This window comes from Noviherbaspirillum massiliense JC206 (assembly GCF_000312045.1).
GTDB classification, from domain to species: domain Bacteria; phylum Pseudomonadota; class Gammaproteobacteria; order Burkholderiales; family Burkholderiaceae_D; genus Noviherbaspirillum; species Noviherbaspirillum massiliense.
In genome coordinates this window covers 1,605,695-1,623,355 of record NZ_HE978634.1, presented here as the reverse complement: position 1 = coordinate 1,623,355, position 17,661 = coordinate 1,605,695, and the positions used below count along the sequence as shown (strand labels likewise).

The window sequence follows — 17,661 nt, the reverse complement described above, 5'->3', positions numbered from 1 at the left end:
GGCTGTGCTTGAATGGACTCGCGGTCCGCTTCCCGCCCGACGGATGCATTGTCGACCGACAACAACCTAATGAAGGAGGCTGAAATGAAGCTGATGAAACCCATCCTGCCGGCCATCGTGATTGCGCCCATGCTGCTTGCCTGCGCCAGCCTGCATGCAGAAAATCCCCCCGTGGAAAAGAAAGGCGATACCCTGGTGAACCAGTCCGGGATGACCCTGTATACGTTTGACAAGGATACGGACGGCAAGAGCGCCTGCACCGGCCAGTGTGCAAGCAACTGGCCGCCGCTCGCTGCAGGGGCGAATGCCAAGAACACCGGCGACTACACCGTGATCACCCGCGATGACGGCAGCAAGCAGTGGGCATACAAGGGCAAGCCGCTCTACACTTACAAGGCGGACAAGAAGCCGGGCGAGAAGAGCGGCGACAACTTCAGGGATGTCTGGCACGCCGCCAAGGAATGAGAACGACTCAGGGAGGGGCATGAAGCGGGAGAAAAGCCTTGGATGACGAAAGCGCTCAGCTGCTCGCCTGCATTCCGCGCCTGCGCCGCTATGCACGGGCGCTGGCGGGCGACCGTGCCGCTGCGGACGATCTGGTGCAGGACACGCTGGAGCGTGCCTGGCGCAAGATGGGTTCGTGGCGGCGCGGGAGCGACATGCGCGCCTGGCTGTTCGGCATCATGCACAACCTGTACATCGACCATACGCGCAAGCGCTCCCGGGAAAGCGCCGAAGAGGCGGTAGACGAACTCCTTTCCACCCGTGCCAGCCAGTCGGACCGCCTCGAAGTGCGGGACCTGGATGCCGCGCTGCGGCTGCTGCCCAGCGAGCAGCGCGAAGTGGTCTTGCTGGTGGCGATCGAAGAAATGACTTATGACGAAGTAGCGAAGACGCTCGGCATTCCGCCCGGCACAGTGATGTCACGGCTGGCGCGCGGCCGGGAGAAGCTGCGGGCGATCACCGAAGGGCGCCCCCTGATTTCGCCATTGAAGGTGGTCAAGTGAACACGCCGATCACCGAAGCCGATCTCCATGCCTATGCCGACGGTTTGCTGGCGGATGGGCGTCGTTCGGAAATCGACCGCTATCTGACGGGGCGGCCGGAAGAGGCCGAACGCATCCGCGCCTACCGCGACCAGAATGCCGCCTTGCGTGCACTGTTCAATCCCGTTGCGGATGAGCAGATTCCGTCCCGCCTGCTCGATGCGGCGATGGCGCCGTCTTCCCGGCGAGCGCGGCATCCGCTGCTGCAGCGTCTGGCTGCCGGTGTCGCGATCGCCTTCCTTGGTGCCATCGCCGGCTGGATGGCGCATGCACAATTGAATGACGCGCCGATCCTCGCCTGGGCACGACAACCGGGAACAGGCGTGCAGGTGGCCAGCCTTGCACACCAGGCAGCGGTCGCGCATGCGGTCTACAGCCGCGACTTGCGGCGGCCGGTCGAGATCGGCGCCGAACAGGAAGACCAGCTGGTGACCTGGCTGTCGAAGCGCCTCGGCGCGAAGATCCGCGCGCCCAAGCTCGGCCCGCTGGGCTATGAATTGATTGGCGGACGCCTGCTTCCGGGTGCCGTCGGCCCGGTCGCGCAATTCATGTACCAGGACAGCAGCGGCCAGCGCCTGACCCTCTATGTCACCAATGAAAACACCGGCAACGCCGACAGCACGGGTTTCCGCTTCGCGCAGCAGGGACCGGTCAATGTGTTCTACTGGATCGACGGAAAGTTCGGTTATGCGCTGTCGGCGGGCGCCGACCGTGGAACGCTGGCCAGGATTGCGACGGCGGTGTACGACCAGCTGGAGCAGAAGTAAGGGCGCGCCGGTCCGGCAGCGGCGCTTCGCCGGACCAGGCGGCGCCCCCGCCTATTTGACGATGGTGTAGCAGGGATTGTATTTCTTGCCCGGCAATTTCATCCGGTGCTGCGCCACGAAGGAAGCCAGCAGCGCATCCATCGGGTCCATGATGCTGGCGTCGCCATGGATCTCAAAGCGCCCGTACTGTTCGATTGCGCGTATGCCCTGGTCCTTCACGTTGCCCGCCACCACGCCGGAGAAGGCGCGCCGCAGGTTTGCTGCGAGCAGATGCCGTTCCTGGTTTTTCTTCAGCCGCAGGTTGCGCATGTTTTCATGCGTCGGGAAAAAGGGCACCTGGAATTCGTGGTCGATCTTCAGGCGCCAGTTGAAGTAATAGGCATCGCTGTGCTCCTTGCGGAATTCACGCACCTGCCGGATGCCTGACTGCATGGCCTGCGCCACGCCTACCGGATCGTCGATGATGATCTTGTAGCGCCGCTGCGCTTCCTGTCCCAGGGTGGCGCCGATGAACTGGTCGATCTGGCGGAAATACGCTTCCGCGCTGGCCGGCCCGGTGAATACCAGCGGGTAGGGCAGGTCCGCATTGTCGGGATGCAGCAGGATGCCGAGGATGTACAGGATTTCTTCGGCAGTCCCCGCGCCGCCCGGAAATACCACGATCCCGTGGCCGGTACGCACAAAGGCTTCCAGCCGCTTCTCGATGTCGGGCAGGATCACCAGGTCGTTGACGATCGGATTCGGCGCCTCGGCGGCGATGATGCCGGGCTCGGAAAAACCGAGATAGCGGCCGTTGGCGATGCGCTGTTTCGCATGGGCGATCGTGGCCCCCTTCATCGGCCCCTTCATCGCGCCCGGGCCGCAGCCGGTGCAGATATCCAGCGCGCGCAGGCCGAGCTCATATCCGACCTGCTTGGTGTAGTCGTATTCCTCGCGGCTGATCGAGTGTCCGCCCCAGCACACCACAAGGTTCGGATTGGTCATCGGCTTCAGCACGTTCGCATTGCGCAGGATGTGGAAGACCGCATCGGTCAGGCCTTCGGATGAGTTCAGATCGAACTTCGGGTTGCCGTGAATTTCATCGTAAATGAAGATGACGTCGCGCAGCACGGAGAACAGATGCTCGTGAATGCCCTTGATCATCTTGTCATCGACAAAAGCGCGGGCTGGTGCGCCCCGGATGTCGAGCTTGATGCCGCGTTCCCGCTGGAGGATGGTGATGTCGAAGGACTTGAAGCGTTCCAGCAATTCCTTGCCGTCGTCGATGTTGTTGCCGGTGTTCAGTACCGCCAGTGCACAGTTGCGGAAGACGTTATACAAGCCGCCCTGGCTGGCGTCCCGCAACTTGCTTACTTCCGATTTGGAAAGAACTTCGAGCCGCCCTTCGGGGGCAACTACCGCATCCACTACATAATGGTCCTGGTCCATAAATCGTCTTCTTGATTGAGGTACGGAATAATGTAGCCGATTAAGGCCGGTCTTTGCACGAGGACGTGCGGCGATATTTTTTCAGGACGTTTCTGAACCGCACTTTTCCGTCGCCGGATCCTGCCGGAACGGCATGTAACGCGCACAAAGAAATCAGCGTAAACCGCAGCGCCGGCAAGCACGTGGTGCTGCGGAATGTGCTTGCCGGCGCCTGTCAGGGGGAAGAGCGTTTGGAAGGAGCTTCAGGAAACGGCAGCCTTGTTGGCCGGCGTGATCGTCCAGTAATACAGGGTTTTGCCGCCTATGTTTTCGACTTTCTCCGGCGGCCATTCCGGTCCCATGTCAAAGTCGTGGGAGACGACGCGCGCTCCTACCTTCAGCTGCTTCCAGAGTTGCGGGCGCAACTCTCTGTTGACGCTGGGCAGCAGATACAGCGTCACCACATCCGCATCGGCGAAATTCGCCTTGAACAAATCGCCGACCATGAACTTTACCTTGTTGCTGACGCCTGCCGCCTGGGCATTGGCTTTCGCTTCCTCGATGCGCTGCGGGTTCAGGTCGATGCCGATGCCGCGGGCGCCGCGTTCCTTGGCGGCGGTAATGACGATGCGCCCGTCGCCGCAGCCGAGGTCGTACAGCACATCATTCTTGCCGACCTTTGCCATGTCGAGCATTCGATCGACGATCGGCCGTGGAGTCGGAACATAAGGCACGTCCAGCTTCAGATCGGATGAAGACTGGGCGAGCGCAGTCGTCATCCACGCACATGCCAGCAGTGCGAGCATTGCCAGCGTACTGGTCATGGATGACTGGCGTTTCGTGTGGAAGGAAAGCCTGGTATTCATGATTGTTCTCCTTTGGTAGCTTCGGTTTGGGTAAAGGCATGCCTTGACCGCAGGCGCATGCATGCGAGGATGATGAGGCCGAGTGCCAGCACCGCGACGCCGACCCATGCCGCGTTCAGGCTGCCCAGCGACTGGCTATATACATAGGAGAGGCTGGCCCACAGCATGTAGCCGCAGGTCACGCAGAACAGGGCCGGCAGCAGAGGAAACAGCGGCACCTTGAACGGGCGTTCGGTGCCCGGTTCACGCAAGCGCAGCACGAAGAGTGACAGGCCGGACAGCAGGAAGAAGGTCCAGAATACGGGCGCGGTGAATTCGACCATCGCGCGGAATCCGCTGCCGGTCCACGCGCCCGCCAGTACCAGCAGAAGGGCCACGAGGCACTGGACCTGCATGGCATTGGCCGGCGTGCCGCGCGTTTCGTCCCAGAGGCTGAGCCGCCGCAATGCGTGCCAGTCCCTCCCGAGCGCATAGCTGGTACGCGCACCGACGATCATGGTCGCATTGATCGAGGTCAAAGCGGAGATCGCCACCAGCAGCGAGACGAGACTGCTGCCCACGGGACCGAAGGCGGCGGCCAGCAGGTCGGCGGCAATGGCGTCCGATGCCGCCATGCCTGCCATGCCGAGCCCTCTCCAGCAGGCCCATATCACGAGCAGGTAGAGCAGGGTAATGACCAGGATCGACAGCACCAGTGCCTTCACCATGTCGCGCCGGAAGTTCTTGATTTCCGCACTGATGTAGGCGGCTTCATTCCAGCCGCCATAGGTGAGCAGGACAAACACCATTGCCAGGCCAAACGACGGCGGCTGCGCAGATGCAGCGGCGGGTAATGCTGCCGGCTCACTGTCGCCAAGGAACAGTGCCGCCGCGACAATCAGCAAGAGCCCGCACACTTCGGCCGCGGTCAGCCAGGTCTGGGCGAACGTGCCGGCCTTCAGGCCGCGCAGGTTGAGCCACGACAGGAGGACGATGGAAAGCGCGGCATACATTGCGGAAGCATGCTGCTGGGCGAGCCCGGGAAGCGGCAGCAGCTGGCTCATGTAATCGCCGAACACGAAGGCGAGCAGGGCGATCGATCCGGTGGCAATGACAGAAAAGCGCGCCCAGCCATACAGGAAGGATACCGAGGGCCCGAAGGCCCGTCGAAGGAAGTGATATTCCCCGCCGGCATGCGAGTACGCGGTCGCCAGTTCCGCGTAGCACAGCGCTCCGATCAGCGACATCAGGCCGCCGAGCGCCCAGGCGCCGAACATCGACGCAGGCGTGCCAGTCATGCCTGCCACGACCGAGGGTGCCTTGAAGATGCCCGCGCCGACAACCACGCCTACGATCAGTGCGATGGTTTCGCGCAGTCCGATCATGCGTTGGGGCCCGGCGGTCTTGCCCGCTTCCGCCGGACCGGTCTTCTTCGTCGTCAGGTAAGGCAACTGGCTCATGATGGGCTGTGGCGGGTATGCCTGGCTCCCGTTTCAGTGCGCGAGTATCCGCGTGCGAGGGAGGGCACGGGAAAAAGTTTCGCCAATCTGGAGCGGGCTCGCGCCTGCTCAAACCGGGGCGGTTCGTGCAGGGCCAGGAAGCAAGGTAATTTCGAGGAAGGTCTTGCCGGGCGCCGGCACGGAGCAAATGGGAGCGGATTCTCTATCGGCAGGACGCGCAGAAAGTTTCAGTAAAGTTTTTACAAATTGTAAATGTCAACAAATCAGCGAACCCGCATCCGCTGCCGAGTCTAAAGCTTACCTTCGGCATTTTGCCGGAGCCATCCTAGTTATCCTGTACTTGGAGGCAATATGAAGAAATCGTCATTGGTGTTTTTCATTTCCCTGCTGAGCGCCGCTGGAATCGCGACTGCGCAAAGCAGCAGCGGCAGCATGGGCAGTAGCGGCAGTTCCGGTTCATCCACGGGCTCGAGCGGCTCGAGCGTGACTCCGGGAACAGGCTCCACCGGCAGTTCCGGCAGCCCGGGCGCCGCTGGCAGCAGCTATCCTTCCGGAGCATCGAGCACGAGCGGCGGATCGTCGGGCAGCTCCGGCACTTCCGGCAGCTCAGGCATGAGCAGCGGCGGGTCGTCTTCTCCCACCGGCACTTCTGACATGTCCGGCAGCAGCGGCAGTTCCGGTACATCGGGCAGCAGCGGCAGCTCGGGCACCTCTGGCGGCTCAGGTATGGGCAGCAGCGGTACATCAGGCAGCATGGGTACATCCGGCTCTTCGGGAACATCGGGCAGCTCCGGCACTTCCGGGTCTTCAGGCGCTTCGGATTGCGTACCGAGCTCCGCATCGGCAGGTTCCACCGGGGCCAGCACCTCGTCTTCTTCCGGCGCGAATCCATGCCCACCGGGTATGGTGCCCGGTTCTTCCGGCTCGTCGTCCAGCAGCACATCGCCTTCCAGCACAAGCGGCACTTCCGGCTCAAGCGGCACCACCGGTTCGAGTGGCATGAGCGGCAGCGGCAGCTCCGGCTCGGGCAGCACCGGCACTTCAGGTTCCGGGACCTCGAGCGGTTCGGGCAGCCGTTAACAGCGGCAACACGGCAGGGCTTGGCGTCGTCTGCCGTTCCGCCGGCGCCAGGCCAGCTTTTTCGGATGCAAGCCGCAATTCATGATGCGGCAAGGAATGCCCCTGCAATTATCGGCACACGTGGAACGCCATCATTTCCACTAACGGCATGCATGTTGCGAATGTTGAGCTCTTTATGCATCAGTTCTGCTGCATGTCATTTCCCCGCCGACAGGTTTCGGCAGCGCAATCTACATTTCTGAACCAGTTTCCAGAAATGCAGTCTTAGTATTTGCGCCATCTCACATTGCGTTGTACCAACAAAGCCGCGCGTGCCCTACGATGCGCTTGCTTCGGTTTTGGTGCAGCCTGTCAAGGCCGAATTCCTCAATACCTGGTGCTGCCTTCTCAATAGAATCGCCTTGAGAGCCTTGCACTGCGGATCGTCATTGAAATCCGAAGAAGCCGACAGCAGCCTTGCAATGGCAATGGCGTGACGTTCGTTGAACACGGGCAAGATCGGAAAAGACTGGCCGCTTCCAAACCAACATAGTCCTTCCGATCGGGGTTTTGCCTGACAGAATGCGGTATCAACCTTAGAAAAGAAGGGAGACTGTGCATGGCCGCTTTGCTCCGGCGCAGGAAACCGGAGCGTAGGCGATGCGCAGCCATAACCCCTTTCAAGAATCGCGGAGATATTGAATGCAAACCACAAGCTATACATTGGGAGACTGGCACGCAGATGCCAGGATAGAAGAAATGGAAGAAGGAAGGCTGATGGCAGTCATTTCGGTCAGCAATGGCTGTCCGAAAAGCGCCTCCCGTCACACTGTCGTTTTCGACCATGCCGGCGGTACGGATACCGTCAAGGAAACGGAAAACCTCGTTCACCGCCTGTTGCAGGAGCGCTATGGTACGTGAGGCGCAAGCCGGCATGCCATATGAAGCCGTCACTGGTATGAGCGATGGCAGGCTGTTAGGTGCGGCCGGCGCACCGGCATCTGGTCGAAATGGGTTCAGCCCGGTATTCGCTGGCATACGCAGATGACTTCAACAGCGCCAGCCGCCACGGAGCTCGCTTTCCGTATACGGAGGGCGGGGCGTGGCATGTCTTTTGCAAAGGCATTGATTCGCCTGCGCTATCTGCCCGGCACGTTCCATTCCGGTGCCGAATGCCCGAGTGCAATGAAGCCTTCGCCGCTCTGCGGCATCCGTCTGCCTGCTGCCCGGCAGGGCTCCGCGCGCCTTGCGTCCGGATCGCTGCCAGCGAGCGGCTCAGACATTTTTCTTTCTGAATTCTGAAAAGCCATGCAATCCCGTTTACTTCGTCTGTCACTGCGTTTCGTCCTGCCTCTGGCAGTGGTGATTGGCCTGTTCGCCTACGCTGTCGTACCGCTGGTCGATGACCTTACCCTGCGCTGGTTCGTGCGCGACCTCGATACACGCTCGCAATCGCTGGCGAATGCCCTGCAGGACCCCTTGCTTGAATATGTGCCGGCGAAGGCAGGGAAAAAGATAAATCAGCTGTTTGACCGCGCCATGCAGGATGAACGGCTTTACGCCCTCGCATTCTGCGACTCCAATGGCAGGCTGGTGTACAAGACAGCCACTTATCCGGAGCAGCTGGGCTGCCGCGGGCCCCAGACGCCGAACCAGTTGCGCCAGTCCCTGGTGCGCCTGCCGCATGGACCGCTTCATGTATCGGAAAGCTCGCTCGATTCCGACGAGGCGCATCTCGGCAAGCTGATCCTGGTGCACGACATGAGCTTCATCGAGCGCCGCAGCGCCGACACCAAGAAATACATCTATTCGCTGTTTGCGCTGATGGCCGTGGTGATTTCGCTGATCACGGTATTCGTGGCCCACCTCAGCTGGCGTGACTGGGTGTCATCCGTGAAGAACATCCTGCGCGGTGCCGGCCCGCGCGCCCATCCGGCAGTCTCCTCGGAGGCGCATCCGATCGAGGGCGACCTGCGCGCGCTGCTGCGGGAGTTCAATGTCGAGCGCCGCACCCGTGACGATTCCACGCATTACTGGACGCCCGACAAGCTGCGTTCCCTGCTGCACGAAGAGTTCGCTGGCGATGAAATCCTGGTGGTATCGAATCGCGAACCCTATCTGCATGTCCGCACCAGCAAGGGCGTCGAAGTGCGCCGTCCCGCGAGCGGCCTGGTGACTGCGGTGGAACCGGTGATGCGTGCCTGCTCCGGCACCTGGATTGCGCATGGCAGCGGCAATGCCGACAGGGAATCAGTCGACGCCAACGACCGCGTATCGGTGCCGCCTTCCCATCCCAGCTATACCCTGCGCCGGGTCTGGCTCTCCAAGGAAGAAGAGCAGGGCTATTACTACGGCTTTGCCAACGAAGGCCTGTGGCCACTCTGTCATATTGCGCACGTGCGTCCGGTGTTCCGCTCTTCCGACTGGGAATACTATGAAGCCATCAACCAGCGCTTTGCCGATGCGGTGGTGAAGGAAGCGCGCACCGATGATCCGGTGGTACTGGTGCAGGATTACCACTTCGCGCTCCTGCCGCGCATGGTGCGCGAAGCCTTGCCCAAGGCCACCATCATCACGTTCTGGCACATTCCCTGGCCCAACCCGGAATCCTTCGGCATTTGCCCGTGGCGTGAAGAAATCCTGGAAGGCTTGCTCGGCAGTACCATCCTCGGCTTCCACACTCAGTTCCATTGCAAGAATTTCCTGGAAACCGTGGACCGCTACCTCGAAGCGCGCATCGAGCATGAGGCGTCGACCATTTCCTATGGCGGCAAGCTGACCCAGGTCGCGCATTATCCGATTTCGATTGCATGGCCGGACAGCAAGAACGTGGTGTCGACCGTTGCGGAGGACCGGGTCGCGGTTCGTGCCGAACTCGGCCTGCCGCCGGATCATCTGCTCGGCGTCGGTGTCGACCGGCTCGATTACACCAAGGGCATCATTGAACGCTTCCAGGCGGTGGAGCGCATGCTGGAACAGCATCCTTCGATGATCGGCAAATTCACCATGGTGCAGATCGCGGCGCCGACACGCTCATCGCTGGATGAATACCAGAACTTCGAATCGCGAGTGCGCAATCTGGTGCAACGGATCAACAGCAGGTTCGGCAATGGCAGCTATCTGCCGATCATCCTCAAGGCGGAGCATCATGAGCCGGATGAGGTGAATCGCTATTTCCGGGCGGCGGAAGTGTGCCTGGTGACCAGCCTGCACGATGGCATGAACCTGGTGGCCAAGGAATTCATTGCGGCGCGCGAGGATGAACGCGGCGTATTGATCCTCAGCCAGTTCACCGGCGCCGCGCGGGAACTCCATGAAGCGCTGATCGTCAATCCTTATCATGTCGAGCAAGGCGCGGAAGCAATTTACCGCGCACTGACGATGCCGGATGTGGAACAGCGCGAGCGCATGCGCAGCATGCGTGCGCTGGTAAAGGATTTCAACATTTATCGCTGGGCCGGCCGCATGTTGCTCGATGCCGCACGCCTGCGCCAGCGCGAGCGTATCATGACAAAAATCCGCGCACACAGCCGGAAATCCCTGCGTCGCGTGGTCTGATTCTCACTCACCCTTTGGTCATATGAATTTACTGTTGTCACGGGAGGGATTGCGGCGTCTTGATGAGCTCATCAAGCCCGGTCTGTTATGTGCCTTCGACTTCGACGGTACGCTGGCGCCCATCGTCGCGCATCCCGACCATGCGCGCCTGCCTTGCGACATCAAGAAGCGCCTGATCGCCTTGTCCGATTTTGCGCCGGTTGCGATCATCACAGGCAGGTCGGTCGAGGATATTCACAGCCGCCTTGGCCTGGATGCCGATTTCGTGCTCGGCAACCATGGCATCGAAGGCATGCCCGGCTGGGAGGCGCGCGCCCAGCGCTTCCGGCAGATTTGCGCGGAATGGAGCAGACAACTCCAGGATGTGCTGGACGAGGACGAGGGCATCCGGCTTGAAGACAAGCGCTACTCCCTGTCGCTGCACTACCGGCTGGCTAAGGATCCCGCACAGGCCGAGGCCATGCTCGAAGAGCGCTTGAGAAAGCTGGACCCGCTGCCGCACGTGATTGCCGGCAAGTATGTGTTCAACGTGCTGCCCGAAGGTGCCGGCAACAAGGGCGAAGCGCTCGAGCACCTCATGCGCTCCAGCGGCGCGGGCAGCGCGATTTATGTCGGCGATGACGTAACCGACGAAGACGTGTTCCGGCTCCAGCGGCCGGACGTGCTGTCGGTACGGGTGGAAGAGGCGGCCGGCAGCGCGGCGGAACTGTATCTGGAGCGCTGGCAGGACATCGGGATGCTGCTGGATGAACTGACTGCCCGGCTGCGTGCCGGACGCGCGCGCAACTGGATTCGTCCACAGCCCGCAAGCAATGGATGAGCGGACTGCCGTCACGGCAGCCGCACCTGGCTGATCGGATGCCGCATGAGAACACTCGACCTCGGGCTGATCGGGAATTCGCGCACCAGCGCGCTGATCGACAGGAACGCCTCCATCATCTGGTGGTGCTATCCCCAATTCGACAGCGATCCGATCTGCTGTTCGCTGCTGCAGGATGGCCCGGAGGAGGATGCTTTCGGGTCGATCGGGATCGAGCTCGACGGGGTCGCCGCCATCGAGCAGCAGTACGAACGCAACTCGGCGGTTCTGCAGACCCGGATGCGCGATGCGGCGGGCAACGGGATCGAGGTCATCGATTTTGCCCCGCGCTTTTACCACCACGGCAGGCTGTTCGCGCCTTCGATGCTGGTGCGTATCGTGCGCCGCACCGCCGGACGCCCGCGCATCGCGCTGCGGGTGCGGCCCGCGGCCAATTACGGCAGCATGCCGGCCGAGGTTCGCTGCGGTACGCACCATGTCTCCTATGGCGGATCATTGCAGACCATGCGGCTGACTACCGATGCGGCAGTCTCGGCCATTACGCATGAGCGTCCGTTTTTCCTTCAGGACAGCATTACTTTGCTGATGGGGCCGGACGAAACGGTGGATGGCGCTCCGCGGGAAGTCGGGCGCAGCTTCTATGAAAGCACGCTCGGCTACTGGCAAAGCTGGGTGCGCAACCTTGCCATCCCGTTCGAGTGGCAGGCCGTCGTGATCCGGGCCGCCATCACCCTGAAGATGAATGCCTTCGACGACACCGGGGCGATCGTGGCCGCCGTCACCACTTCGATCCCGGAAGCGCCGCACAGCGGCCGCAACTGGGATTACCGCTACTGCTGGCTCCGTGATGCCTATTTCGTGGTGAATGCGCTCAACAGCCTGGGCGCGACCGACACCATGGAGCATTACCTGGAATATATCCTCAACATCATTGCCGATACCCGCGATGCGCCGCTGCAGCCCGTGTACGGCATTCGCCGCGAAACTCAGCTCGATGAAAGCATCGCCGCTGCGCTGGCCGGATACCGCGGCATGGGCCCGGTCCGGATGGGCAATCTGGCCTACCGCCAGGTGCAGAACGATGTATTCGGGTCCGCAATACTCGCAAGCACCCACGCCTTCTTCGACTCGCGACTGGAACGCCCGCCCGGTCGGCTCATGTTTGCCGACCTGGAGCGCCTTGGGGAGCAGGCAGTGCGCAGCTACAAGGTGCCGGACGCGGGGATATGGGAACTGCGCGGATCGCAGCGCGTGCATACGTCGTCGAGCATCATGTGCTGGGCGGCCTGCGACCGGCTCGGGAGCATCGCCGAGCGGCTTGGCCTTTCTGAACGGGCGCAGTACTGGAAGCAGCATGCGGAAAGCATGCACGCGGAGATTTGCGAAGCCGCGTGGAACCGGGATCTGAACAGCTTCGTGTCGACCTTCCACGGCGACCGGGTCGATGCCAGCCTGCTGCTGATGGCGGAAGTCCAGTTCCTGGAGCCCTCCGACCCGCGCTTCGCGGCTACGGTGCGCACGATCGAGCAGCATCTGCGGCGCGGCCAATTCCTGCTGCGCTATGACGAAGAGGACGATTTCGGACGGCCCGAGACGGCATTTCTGGTGTGCACCCTGTGGTGGATCCTCGCGCTCGCGCAGCTGGGCGAGAAGGAAAGGGCGCGCGAGCTGTTCGAGAACGTGCTTTCCAAATGCAACCACCTCGGCCTGCTGGCCGAGGATGTCGCCCCCGACACCGGCGAATTGTGGGGCAACTTCCCGCAAACCTACAGCATGGTCGGACTGATCCAGTGCGCGGCCCGGCTGAGCATTACATGGGACAAGGCGTACTGAACGGCTGGCGCCGGACGAAGAAAAGAGGGGACGGCAATGGACACCATTTATATCGGCGCACTCGACATCGGCGGCACGAAGATCGCCGCGACCATCGCGGATGCGAAAGGCCCGCTTGCCAAGGTAAGCGAGCGCACCGTGAAAAGCGGACCGGCGCGCGCGCTGGGAGACCAGGTGCTCTCCCTGCTGGAGCGGGCTTGCGAACAGGCTGGCGTGGAGCCTGGCCTGCTGAACTCGGTGGGCGTGAGTTCCTGCGGTCCCTTTCTGCGCGTCGATGGCATGGTGTGCCTGACGACGCCGAACATCTGCGGCGGGAGGCTGCGGCGCCCGGATTTGCAGAACGACTGGGAAATCATTCCCCTGGAGCAGGTGCTGCGGGAACGGTTCGACAAGGTCGTGATCGAGAATGACTGCGTGGCGGCGCTGGTGGCCGAGCGCACCTTCGGGGCCGTGCGCAATGAACCGGACTGCGTCTATGCCACCTGGAGCACGGGCATCGGATTCGGCTTGTGCGTCGACGGGCGTATTCTGCGCGGCAAGCATGGCAATGCCGGTCATGCGGGCCATATGCTGATGAGCGAGCAGTCGCAGGCATTGTGCGGCTGCGGCAACCGGGGCGACCTGGAAGCCGTGATCTCGGGCCGGAACATCGGCCAGTCGCTGAACCTGTCTGCCGAGGAATTGTTCGCGCAGGCGCGCGCAGGCAACCGCCAGGCAGAAGAAGCGGCGATCAGCGCGGCGCGCTGGTTCGGGCGCGCGCTCTACAATCTTGTTGCCACACTCGACACCCGCGTCTTCGCTGTCGGCGGCAGCATCTGGACACATCACGGCGAATGGCTCAAACCGGCAGTGATGGAGGAACTCGAGAAGCGCATGCCGGCGCTGACGGAAGGCGTATCCGTCGTTCCGGCGGCACTCGGCAGTTTCGTGGCCGATGTCGGCGCGCTCAGCCTGGTCATTCCACCCGAGTGGATAGAATCCTGGAGCGCGTCCGAGCCCTGGCGCACGCTCGCCGCCTCGGCACCGGCACAGCTTTCCCGGTAATCCTCGCAAACGGCGCCACAGCTTGGCCTGTGCGGCCAAGTGTTTTTTCGCGCCGGCTCAACATCGTCTTCTGATTCGATGCAAAAATGGCATGGCTTCGCGCTTGCGCGACGCGTGACCCCTTGCCTACAACCGCAATCACTTTTCGAGGAAGACCCTGCATGCACCGCTTGCTCCGCGTCCCGCGCCTGGCGACAGCGCTTTCCCTCCTGTGCGCCTTGTTCATCCTGTCCGGCTGCGCATCCACCTTCCAGCGCCTCACCGACTACGCAATCAAGTCAGACCGGCAGCGGGCCGGGCTGGAACGCAAGGAGATCGTGCTGGAAAACGGGCTGCGCTATGTCTATCTGGAAGGCGGGCAGGGCGAAGCACTGATGCTGCTGCACGGTTTTGGCGGCAACAAGGACAACTTCGTGCGCACGGCGCGCTACCTGACCCCGCATTACCGGGTCATCGTTCCGGATCACATCGGCTTCGGCGAATCCTCGCACCCGCTGCAGGCAGACTACCGGCCCACCGCGCAGGCGGAACGGATCCGCATGCTGGCCCATGCGCTGGGAATCCGGAGCCCGCATCTGGGCGGGAATTCCATGGGCGGGCATATCGCGCTTGCCTATGCCGCGCTCTATCCAAAGGAAGTGGCGAGCCTCTGGCTGCTCGATTCGGGTGGCATCTGGAACGCCCCACTGAGCGACGTCGGGCAGACGCTGGCGAAGGGCGGGCGCAACCCGCTGCTGGTCCGGGATGAAGAAGACTATGCGAAGCTGATCGACCTGGTCATGAACGATCCGCCGTTCATCCCGCGTCCCGTCATGAACATCCTGGCCCAGGAGCGGATCCGGAATGCGGGTCTGGAAGAGCGCATCTTCCAGGATCTCATCCGCGATCCCATCGAAGGGCGCATCGGCGGACTGCAAACGCCCGCCCTGATCGTGTGGGGTGACAAGGACCGCGTGATTCATGTCGGCACTGCCGAGATCCTGCGCAAGCTGATGCCGCGTTCGGAAGTGATCGTGATGCCGGGCATCGGCCATGTGCCGATGGTGGAGCGGCCGCAGCAGAGCGCGGAAGATTACCTGCGCTTCCGGGGAGAATTGGCAGGCATGCAATCGGCCGCGCGCTGAAGCATCCCGCCGTCAGTTCAGCCTGCCGGAACTGCCGGTCAGGCTGTAACGTCCGGCACCGAGCAGGAGAATGGCCAGTGCCGTGCCGAAGAACATTCCCTGCAGCTCGAGTGCCCAGCCGCCGGTCTCGTTGAGCGTGAAGATTTGTCCCATGTGGACCAGCCAAACCGCCACGATCATGTTGACCATGATGATCAGCGCGGCCAGCCGGGTCCATACGCCGAAGATCAGCATCAGGGGCGCGAGCACTTCTCCCACATACACGAGGTAGCCGAATTCCTGCGGCAATCCAGCCTTGGCCACCAGTCCCGTGATCATGGCCGGGCCGCTGATCACCTTGGAAATGCCGTGGAAAAGAATAATTCCGCCTAGCAAAAGGCGCAGGACCAGCTTGCCCAGATCGGCCGTGTGTCCGCCTGCAGTGTCTCCTCGATTCATCTTGTTCTCCTTTATTGATGAAAGTCGTCCAACGTCTTCAGGTTAGCGCAAAGGGCCCGGATCGGCACGCTCTCATTGTTTCGCCGGCGTCTTTCCCGTCTTGCGCTCGACCATCTTCATCAGGGAATACAGCATCTCCAGACGCGGGATCGGCACGCCTTCGCGGCGACCTGCTCTGACTGCATTTCCAAGAATTACTTCAGTCTCCATCGGGCGGCCGTTTTCGAAATCCAGCGCCATGCTGGTCTTGTAGGCCGGTGCCTTGCGGGTTGCGGAAATGTATTGCTCGGGCAGGGCGGCTGGTAGCGGATGGCCGGTTGCCGCGGCGACCGCGCAGATTTCCTGCATGACGGCCCGCACCAGTGCTTCGCCGTCGGGCGGGCCCAGCATGTCGTCGGTGTCGAGCACGGCACCCAGTACCGAAATCGGGTTGAACGCCGCATTCCACAGGCATTTCTGCCAGCGCGCGGACACCACGTCCTCGGTGGTGTTGGCCTTGATGCCACCCGCTTCCAGCATGGCTGCCAACCGCTTCGCGCGCTCCGACAGTCCGCTCGGAAAATTGCCGAAGGCGAGGTCGCCGAAGGCGAAGTGCTTCACGCGGCCGGGCCCGGTACGGCTGACTTGCACGAATGCCAAGGCACTGATGAGCTCGTTGCGCGGAAAGGCTTCGGCAATTTCCGCTTCGATCTCCACCCCGTTTTCGATCAGCACGATCACGGTGTCCGGGCCGACGGCATCGCGGATCAAGGCAGCGCGATCGGTGCCTTCCACCACCTTGACGCTCAGTACCAGGTAATCGGGCGCGCCGCCCTGGTAGTCCTGCACCGAGCGCAATGTCTGCACCGGGCGGAAATGCCGGTCCCCGAGCGACTTGCTTTCTATGAAAAATCCGTGCTCGCGAACAGCGTCATGTTCCGAGCGGCAAACAACGGAAACTTCTGCGCCCGCCGCCTGGAGCGCCGCGCCATAGAAGCTGCCGATGGCACCGGCACCGACTACGAGGATGCGGCTGGAGGATGCTTGGGAAACGCTCACGGGAAATGCACTCCTGTCTGTCTTGATTGATCGGGAAGGGGGCCGGCCGCGGTGCGGAACCGGAGGATGCCCGATTGTAATGGGAAAGCCGAAGCGTCATCGCCTTCTTCCTCAGACAGGCGTACCACAAGGCCGGATTTGGAATTAGAAAATCCTCAAGGCTTCTTCACAACAAAGCGAAAAAAATTTCACGCCGGCATGAGATTGTGCAACGTTGCGTCGCATTAACAAGTTATGATTGCTCTTGCGAAACAACCCACCAATCTTCCGCCTGCGTATGTTGAAAAAAACAATCATCGCCTTATTGCTAAGCCAGAGTGCCGTCGCGTTTGCGCTCCCCTTCAGCTCGCAGCATGCGATCGTATTCGACGAGGAATCCGGCCAGATCCTGGTTGAAAAAAATGCCCACGCAGTGGTGCCGATCGCTTCCCTCACCAAGCTCATGACTGCGATGGTGGTGCTGGATGCGAAGCTGGACATGAACGAGCTGATCAGCATCGAGGAATCCGACGTCGACACCATCAAATTCAGTTCTTCCCGCGTGCCGGTCGGAACGACCCTGCCGCGCAAGGAAATCCTGGAACTCGCCCTGATGTCGTCGGACAATCGCGCGGCTTCTGCTCTGGCGCGTACTTATCCCGGCGGCAAACCGGCCTTTGTCGCCGCCGTGCGGGAAAAGCTGACTGTGCTCGGCATGAAGGACACCGTCATCGAGGAGCCGACCGGCCTCTCGCCGAACAACCGTTCGACTGCAGCCGATCTGCTCAAAATGGCAACGGCGGCAGCGCAGTACCCGGAAATCGCCAGCATCACCACCGAAGCCAGCGACCAGATCGCCATCAAGGGCCAGCCGGTGCAGTATCACAACACCAACCGCCTGGTCGGCCGTGACGGCTGGGACATCCTCCTGTCCAAGACCGGCTTCACCCGTGAAGCAGGCCGCTGCCTGATCATGCGCATGCAAGCTGCCGGCAAGCGCGTCACGCTGGTCTTGCTCAACGCGAAGGAAAGTGCGGCACGCATCCTGGATGCGGAAAACGTGCGCCGCTATGTTTCCGGAGAGCCGCTCTTTGCGGCAAGGACGCCTGCGGCCAAACCCAGAAGGGCCTCGCGCTATGCATCGCGCCCTGCCAAGCACCGCAAGGCTTCCGCACTGGCCATCAAGTCCAAGACACGCAGCAAGTCGTCCCGGAACAGCAGCACCGTCTGAATTCCGGATTCC

The 17,661-nt window shown here is 61.9% G+C and carries 16 protein-coding genes; 10 read left to right on the top strand and 6 right to left on the bottom strand.

What is annotated here, in order from left to right:
- Positions 1–84: 84 nt before the first annotated feature.
- The 3 genes from HGHM_RS08015 to HGHM_RS08005 are packed head-to-tail and all read left to right on the top strand — an operon-like array spanning position 85 to position 1,813.
- Entirely contained in the window at positions 85–465 is a 381-nt protein-coding gene (locus tag HGHM_RS08015) for a COG4315 family predicted lipoprotein (protein WP_407635402.1), read from the top strand.
- 38 nt (positions 466–503) lie between these two features.
- Positions 504–1,007 carry an RNA polymerase sigma factor gene (locus tag HGHM_RS08010; RefSeq protein ID WP_019140999.1) on the top strand — a complete coding sequence of 168 codons (504 nt, stop codon included), beginning with the start codon at positions 504–506 and terminating at the stop codon, positions 1,005–1,007.
- Complete coding sequence (locus HGHM_RS08005; RefSeq protein ID WP_019140998.1) at positions 1,004–1,813, top strand: anti-sigma factor family protein; 810 nt, start codon at positions 1,004–1,006, stop codon at positions 1,811–1,813. Before HGHM_RS08010 ends, HGHM_RS08005 begins: the two co-directional genes overlap by 4 nt.
- 51 nt (positions 1,814–1,864) lie before the next feature.
- Here HGHM_RS08005 and ppnN read toward each other — a convergent pair whose 3' ends face one another.
- The 4 genes from ppnN to HGHM_RS21005 all read right to left on the bottom strand — a co-directional run bounded on the left by ppnN (position 1,865) and on the right by HGHM_RS21005 (position 6,565).
- Complete coding sequence (gene ppnN / locus HGHM_RS08000; protein WP_019140997.1) at positions 1,865–3,241, bottom strand: nucleotide 5'-monophosphate nucleosidase PpnN; 1,377 nt, start codon at positions 3,239–3,241, stop codon at positions 1,865–1,867.
- 242 nt (positions 3,242–3,483) lie between these two features.
- The gene (locus HGHM_RS07995) at positions 3,484–4,086 is read right to left on the bottom strand and encodes a class I SAM-dependent methyltransferase (protein WP_019140996.1); all 603 of its coding nucleotides are present in this window, start codon (positions 4,084–4,086) and stop codon (positions 3,484–3,486) included.
- Complete coding sequence (locus tag HGHM_RS07990; protein WP_019140995.1) at positions 4,083–5,525, bottom strand: APC family permease; 1,443 nt, start codon at positions 5,523–5,525, stop codon at positions 4,083–4,085. The genes HGHM_RS07995 and HGHM_RS07990 overlap by 4 nt, the downstream gene beginning before the upstream one ends.
- 542 nt (positions 5,526–6,067) lie before the next feature.
- Entirely contained in the window at positions 6,068–6,565 is a 498-nt protein-coding gene (locus tag HGHM_RS21005; RefSeq protein WP_148415443.1) for a hypothetical protein, read from the bottom strand.
- A 721-nt stretch (positions 6,566–7,286) separates the two neighbouring features.
- Here HGHM_RS21005 and HGHM_RS23150 point away from each other — a divergent pair.
- The 6 genes from HGHM_RS23150 to HGHM_RS07945 all read left to right on the top strand — a co-directional run bounded on the left by HGHM_RS23150 (position 7,287) and on the right by HGHM_RS07945 (position 14,963).
- Entirely contained in the window at positions 7,287–7,505 is a 219-nt protein-coding gene (locus HGHM_RS23150) for a hypothetical protein (RefSeq protein WP_148415441.1), read from the top strand.
- A 387-nt stretch (positions 7,506–7,892) separates the two neighbouring features.
- Positions 7,893–10,142: an alpha,alpha-trehalose-phosphate synthase (UDP-forming) gene (locus tag HGHM_RS07965; protein WP_019140989.1), complete on the top strand. Its 2,250-nt coding sequence runs from the start codon at positions 7,893–7,895 to the stop codon at positions 10,140–10,142.
- A gap of 22 nt (positions 10,143–10,164) precedes the next feature.
- Entirely contained in the window at positions 10,165–10,962 is a 798-nt protein-coding gene (gene otsB / locus HGHM_RS21000; protein WP_075111697.1) for a trehalose-phosphatase, read from the top strand.
- Between the two features lie 30 nt (positions 10,963–10,992).
- Complete coding sequence (locus HGHM_RS07955) at positions 10,993–12,795, top strand: glycoside hydrolase family 15 protein (protein ID WP_322785776.1); 1,803 nt, start codon at positions 10,993–10,995, stop codon at positions 12,793–12,795.
- Positions 12,796–12,831: 36 nt separating this feature from the next.
- Positions 12,832–13,839, top strand: coding sequence for an ROK family protein (locus tag HGHM_RS20995; RefSeq protein ID WP_019140986.1), 1,008 nt, complete (start codon positions 12,832–12,834; stop codon positions 13,837–13,839).
- A 161-nt stretch (positions 13,840–14,000) separates the two neighbouring features.
- Entirely contained in the window at positions 14,001–14,963 is a 963-nt protein-coding gene (locus HGHM_RS07945) for an alpha/beta fold hydrolase (RefSeq protein ID WP_019140985.1), read from the top strand.
- Positions 14,964–14,975: 12 nt separating this feature from the next.
- Here the strand turns inward: HGHM_RS07945 and HGHM_RS07940 are convergent, their stop codons facing one another.
- Positions 14,976–15,401: a DoxX family protein gene (locus HGHM_RS07940; protein ID WP_019140984.1), complete on the bottom strand. Its 426-nt coding sequence runs from the start codon at positions 15,399–15,401 to the stop codon at positions 14,976–14,978.
- Between the two features lie 72 nt (positions 15,402–15,473).
- Positions 15,474–16,439 (bottom strand): ketopantoate reductase family protein, encoded by a 966-nt coding sequence (locus HGHM_RS07935; RefSeq protein WP_019140983.1) that lies wholly within the window; start codon positions 16,437–16,439, stop codon positions 15,474–15,476.
- Positions 16,440–16,716: 277 nt separating this feature from the next.
- Between HGHM_RS07935 and HGHM_RS07930 the strand changes: the two genes are divergently transcribed.
- A complete protein-coding gene (locus tag HGHM_RS07930; RefSeq protein WP_019140982.1) occupies positions 16,717–17,649 on the top strand; it encodes a D-alanyl-D-alanine carboxypeptidase family protein in 933 nt (310 codons plus the stop codon).
- The last annotated feature ends 12 nt before the right edge of the window (positions 17,650–17,661 follow it).

Excerpts from the sequence above, each read along its gene's own strand:
- otsB (WP_075111697.1), top strand. The coding sequence starts at position 10,165 with ATGAATTTACTGTTGTCACGGGAGGGATTGCGGCGTCTTGATGAGCTC.
- HGHM_RS07945 (WP_019140985.1), top strand. The coding sequence starts at position 14,001 with ATGCACCGCTTGCTCCGCGTCCCGCGCCTGGCGACAGCGCTTTCCCTC.
- HGHM_RS07990 (WP_019140995.1), bottom strand. The coding sequence starts at position 5,525 with ATGAGCCAGTTGCCTTACCTGACGACGAAGAAGACCGGTCCGGCGGAA.
- HGHM_RS07995 (WP_019140996.1), bottom strand. The coding sequence starts at position 4,086 with ATGAATACCAGGCTTTCCTTCCACACGAAACGCCAGTCATCCATGACC.
- HGHM_RS08015 (WP_407635402.1), top strand. The coding sequence starts at position 85 with ATGAAGCTGATGAAACCCATCCTGCCGGCCATCGTGATTGCGCCCATG.
- HGHM_RS07930 (WP_019140982.1), top strand. The coding sequence starts at position 16,717 with ATGTTGAAAAAAACAATCATCGCCTTATTGCTAAGCCAGAGTGCCGTC.
- HGHM_RS23150 (WP_148415441.1), top strand. The coding sequence starts at position 7,287 with ATGCAAACCACAAGCTATACATTGGGAGACTGGCACGCAGATGCCAGG.
- HGHM_RS07965 (WP_019140989.1), top strand. The coding sequence starts at position 7,893 with ATGCAATCCCGTTTACTTCGTCTGTCACTGCGTTTCGTCCTGCCTCTG.
- ppnN (WP_019140997.1), bottom strand. The coding sequence starts at position 3,241 with ATGGACCAGGACCATTATGTAGTGGATGCGGTAGTTGCCCCCGAAGGG.
- HGHM_RS20995 (WP_019140986.1), top strand. The coding sequence starts at position 12,832 with ATGGACACCATTTATATCGGCGCACTCGACATCGGCGGCACGAAGATC.
- HGHM_RS07940 (WP_019140984.1), bottom strand. The coding sequence starts at position 15,401 with ATGAATCGAGGAGACACTGCAGGCGGACACACGGCCGATCTGGGCAAG.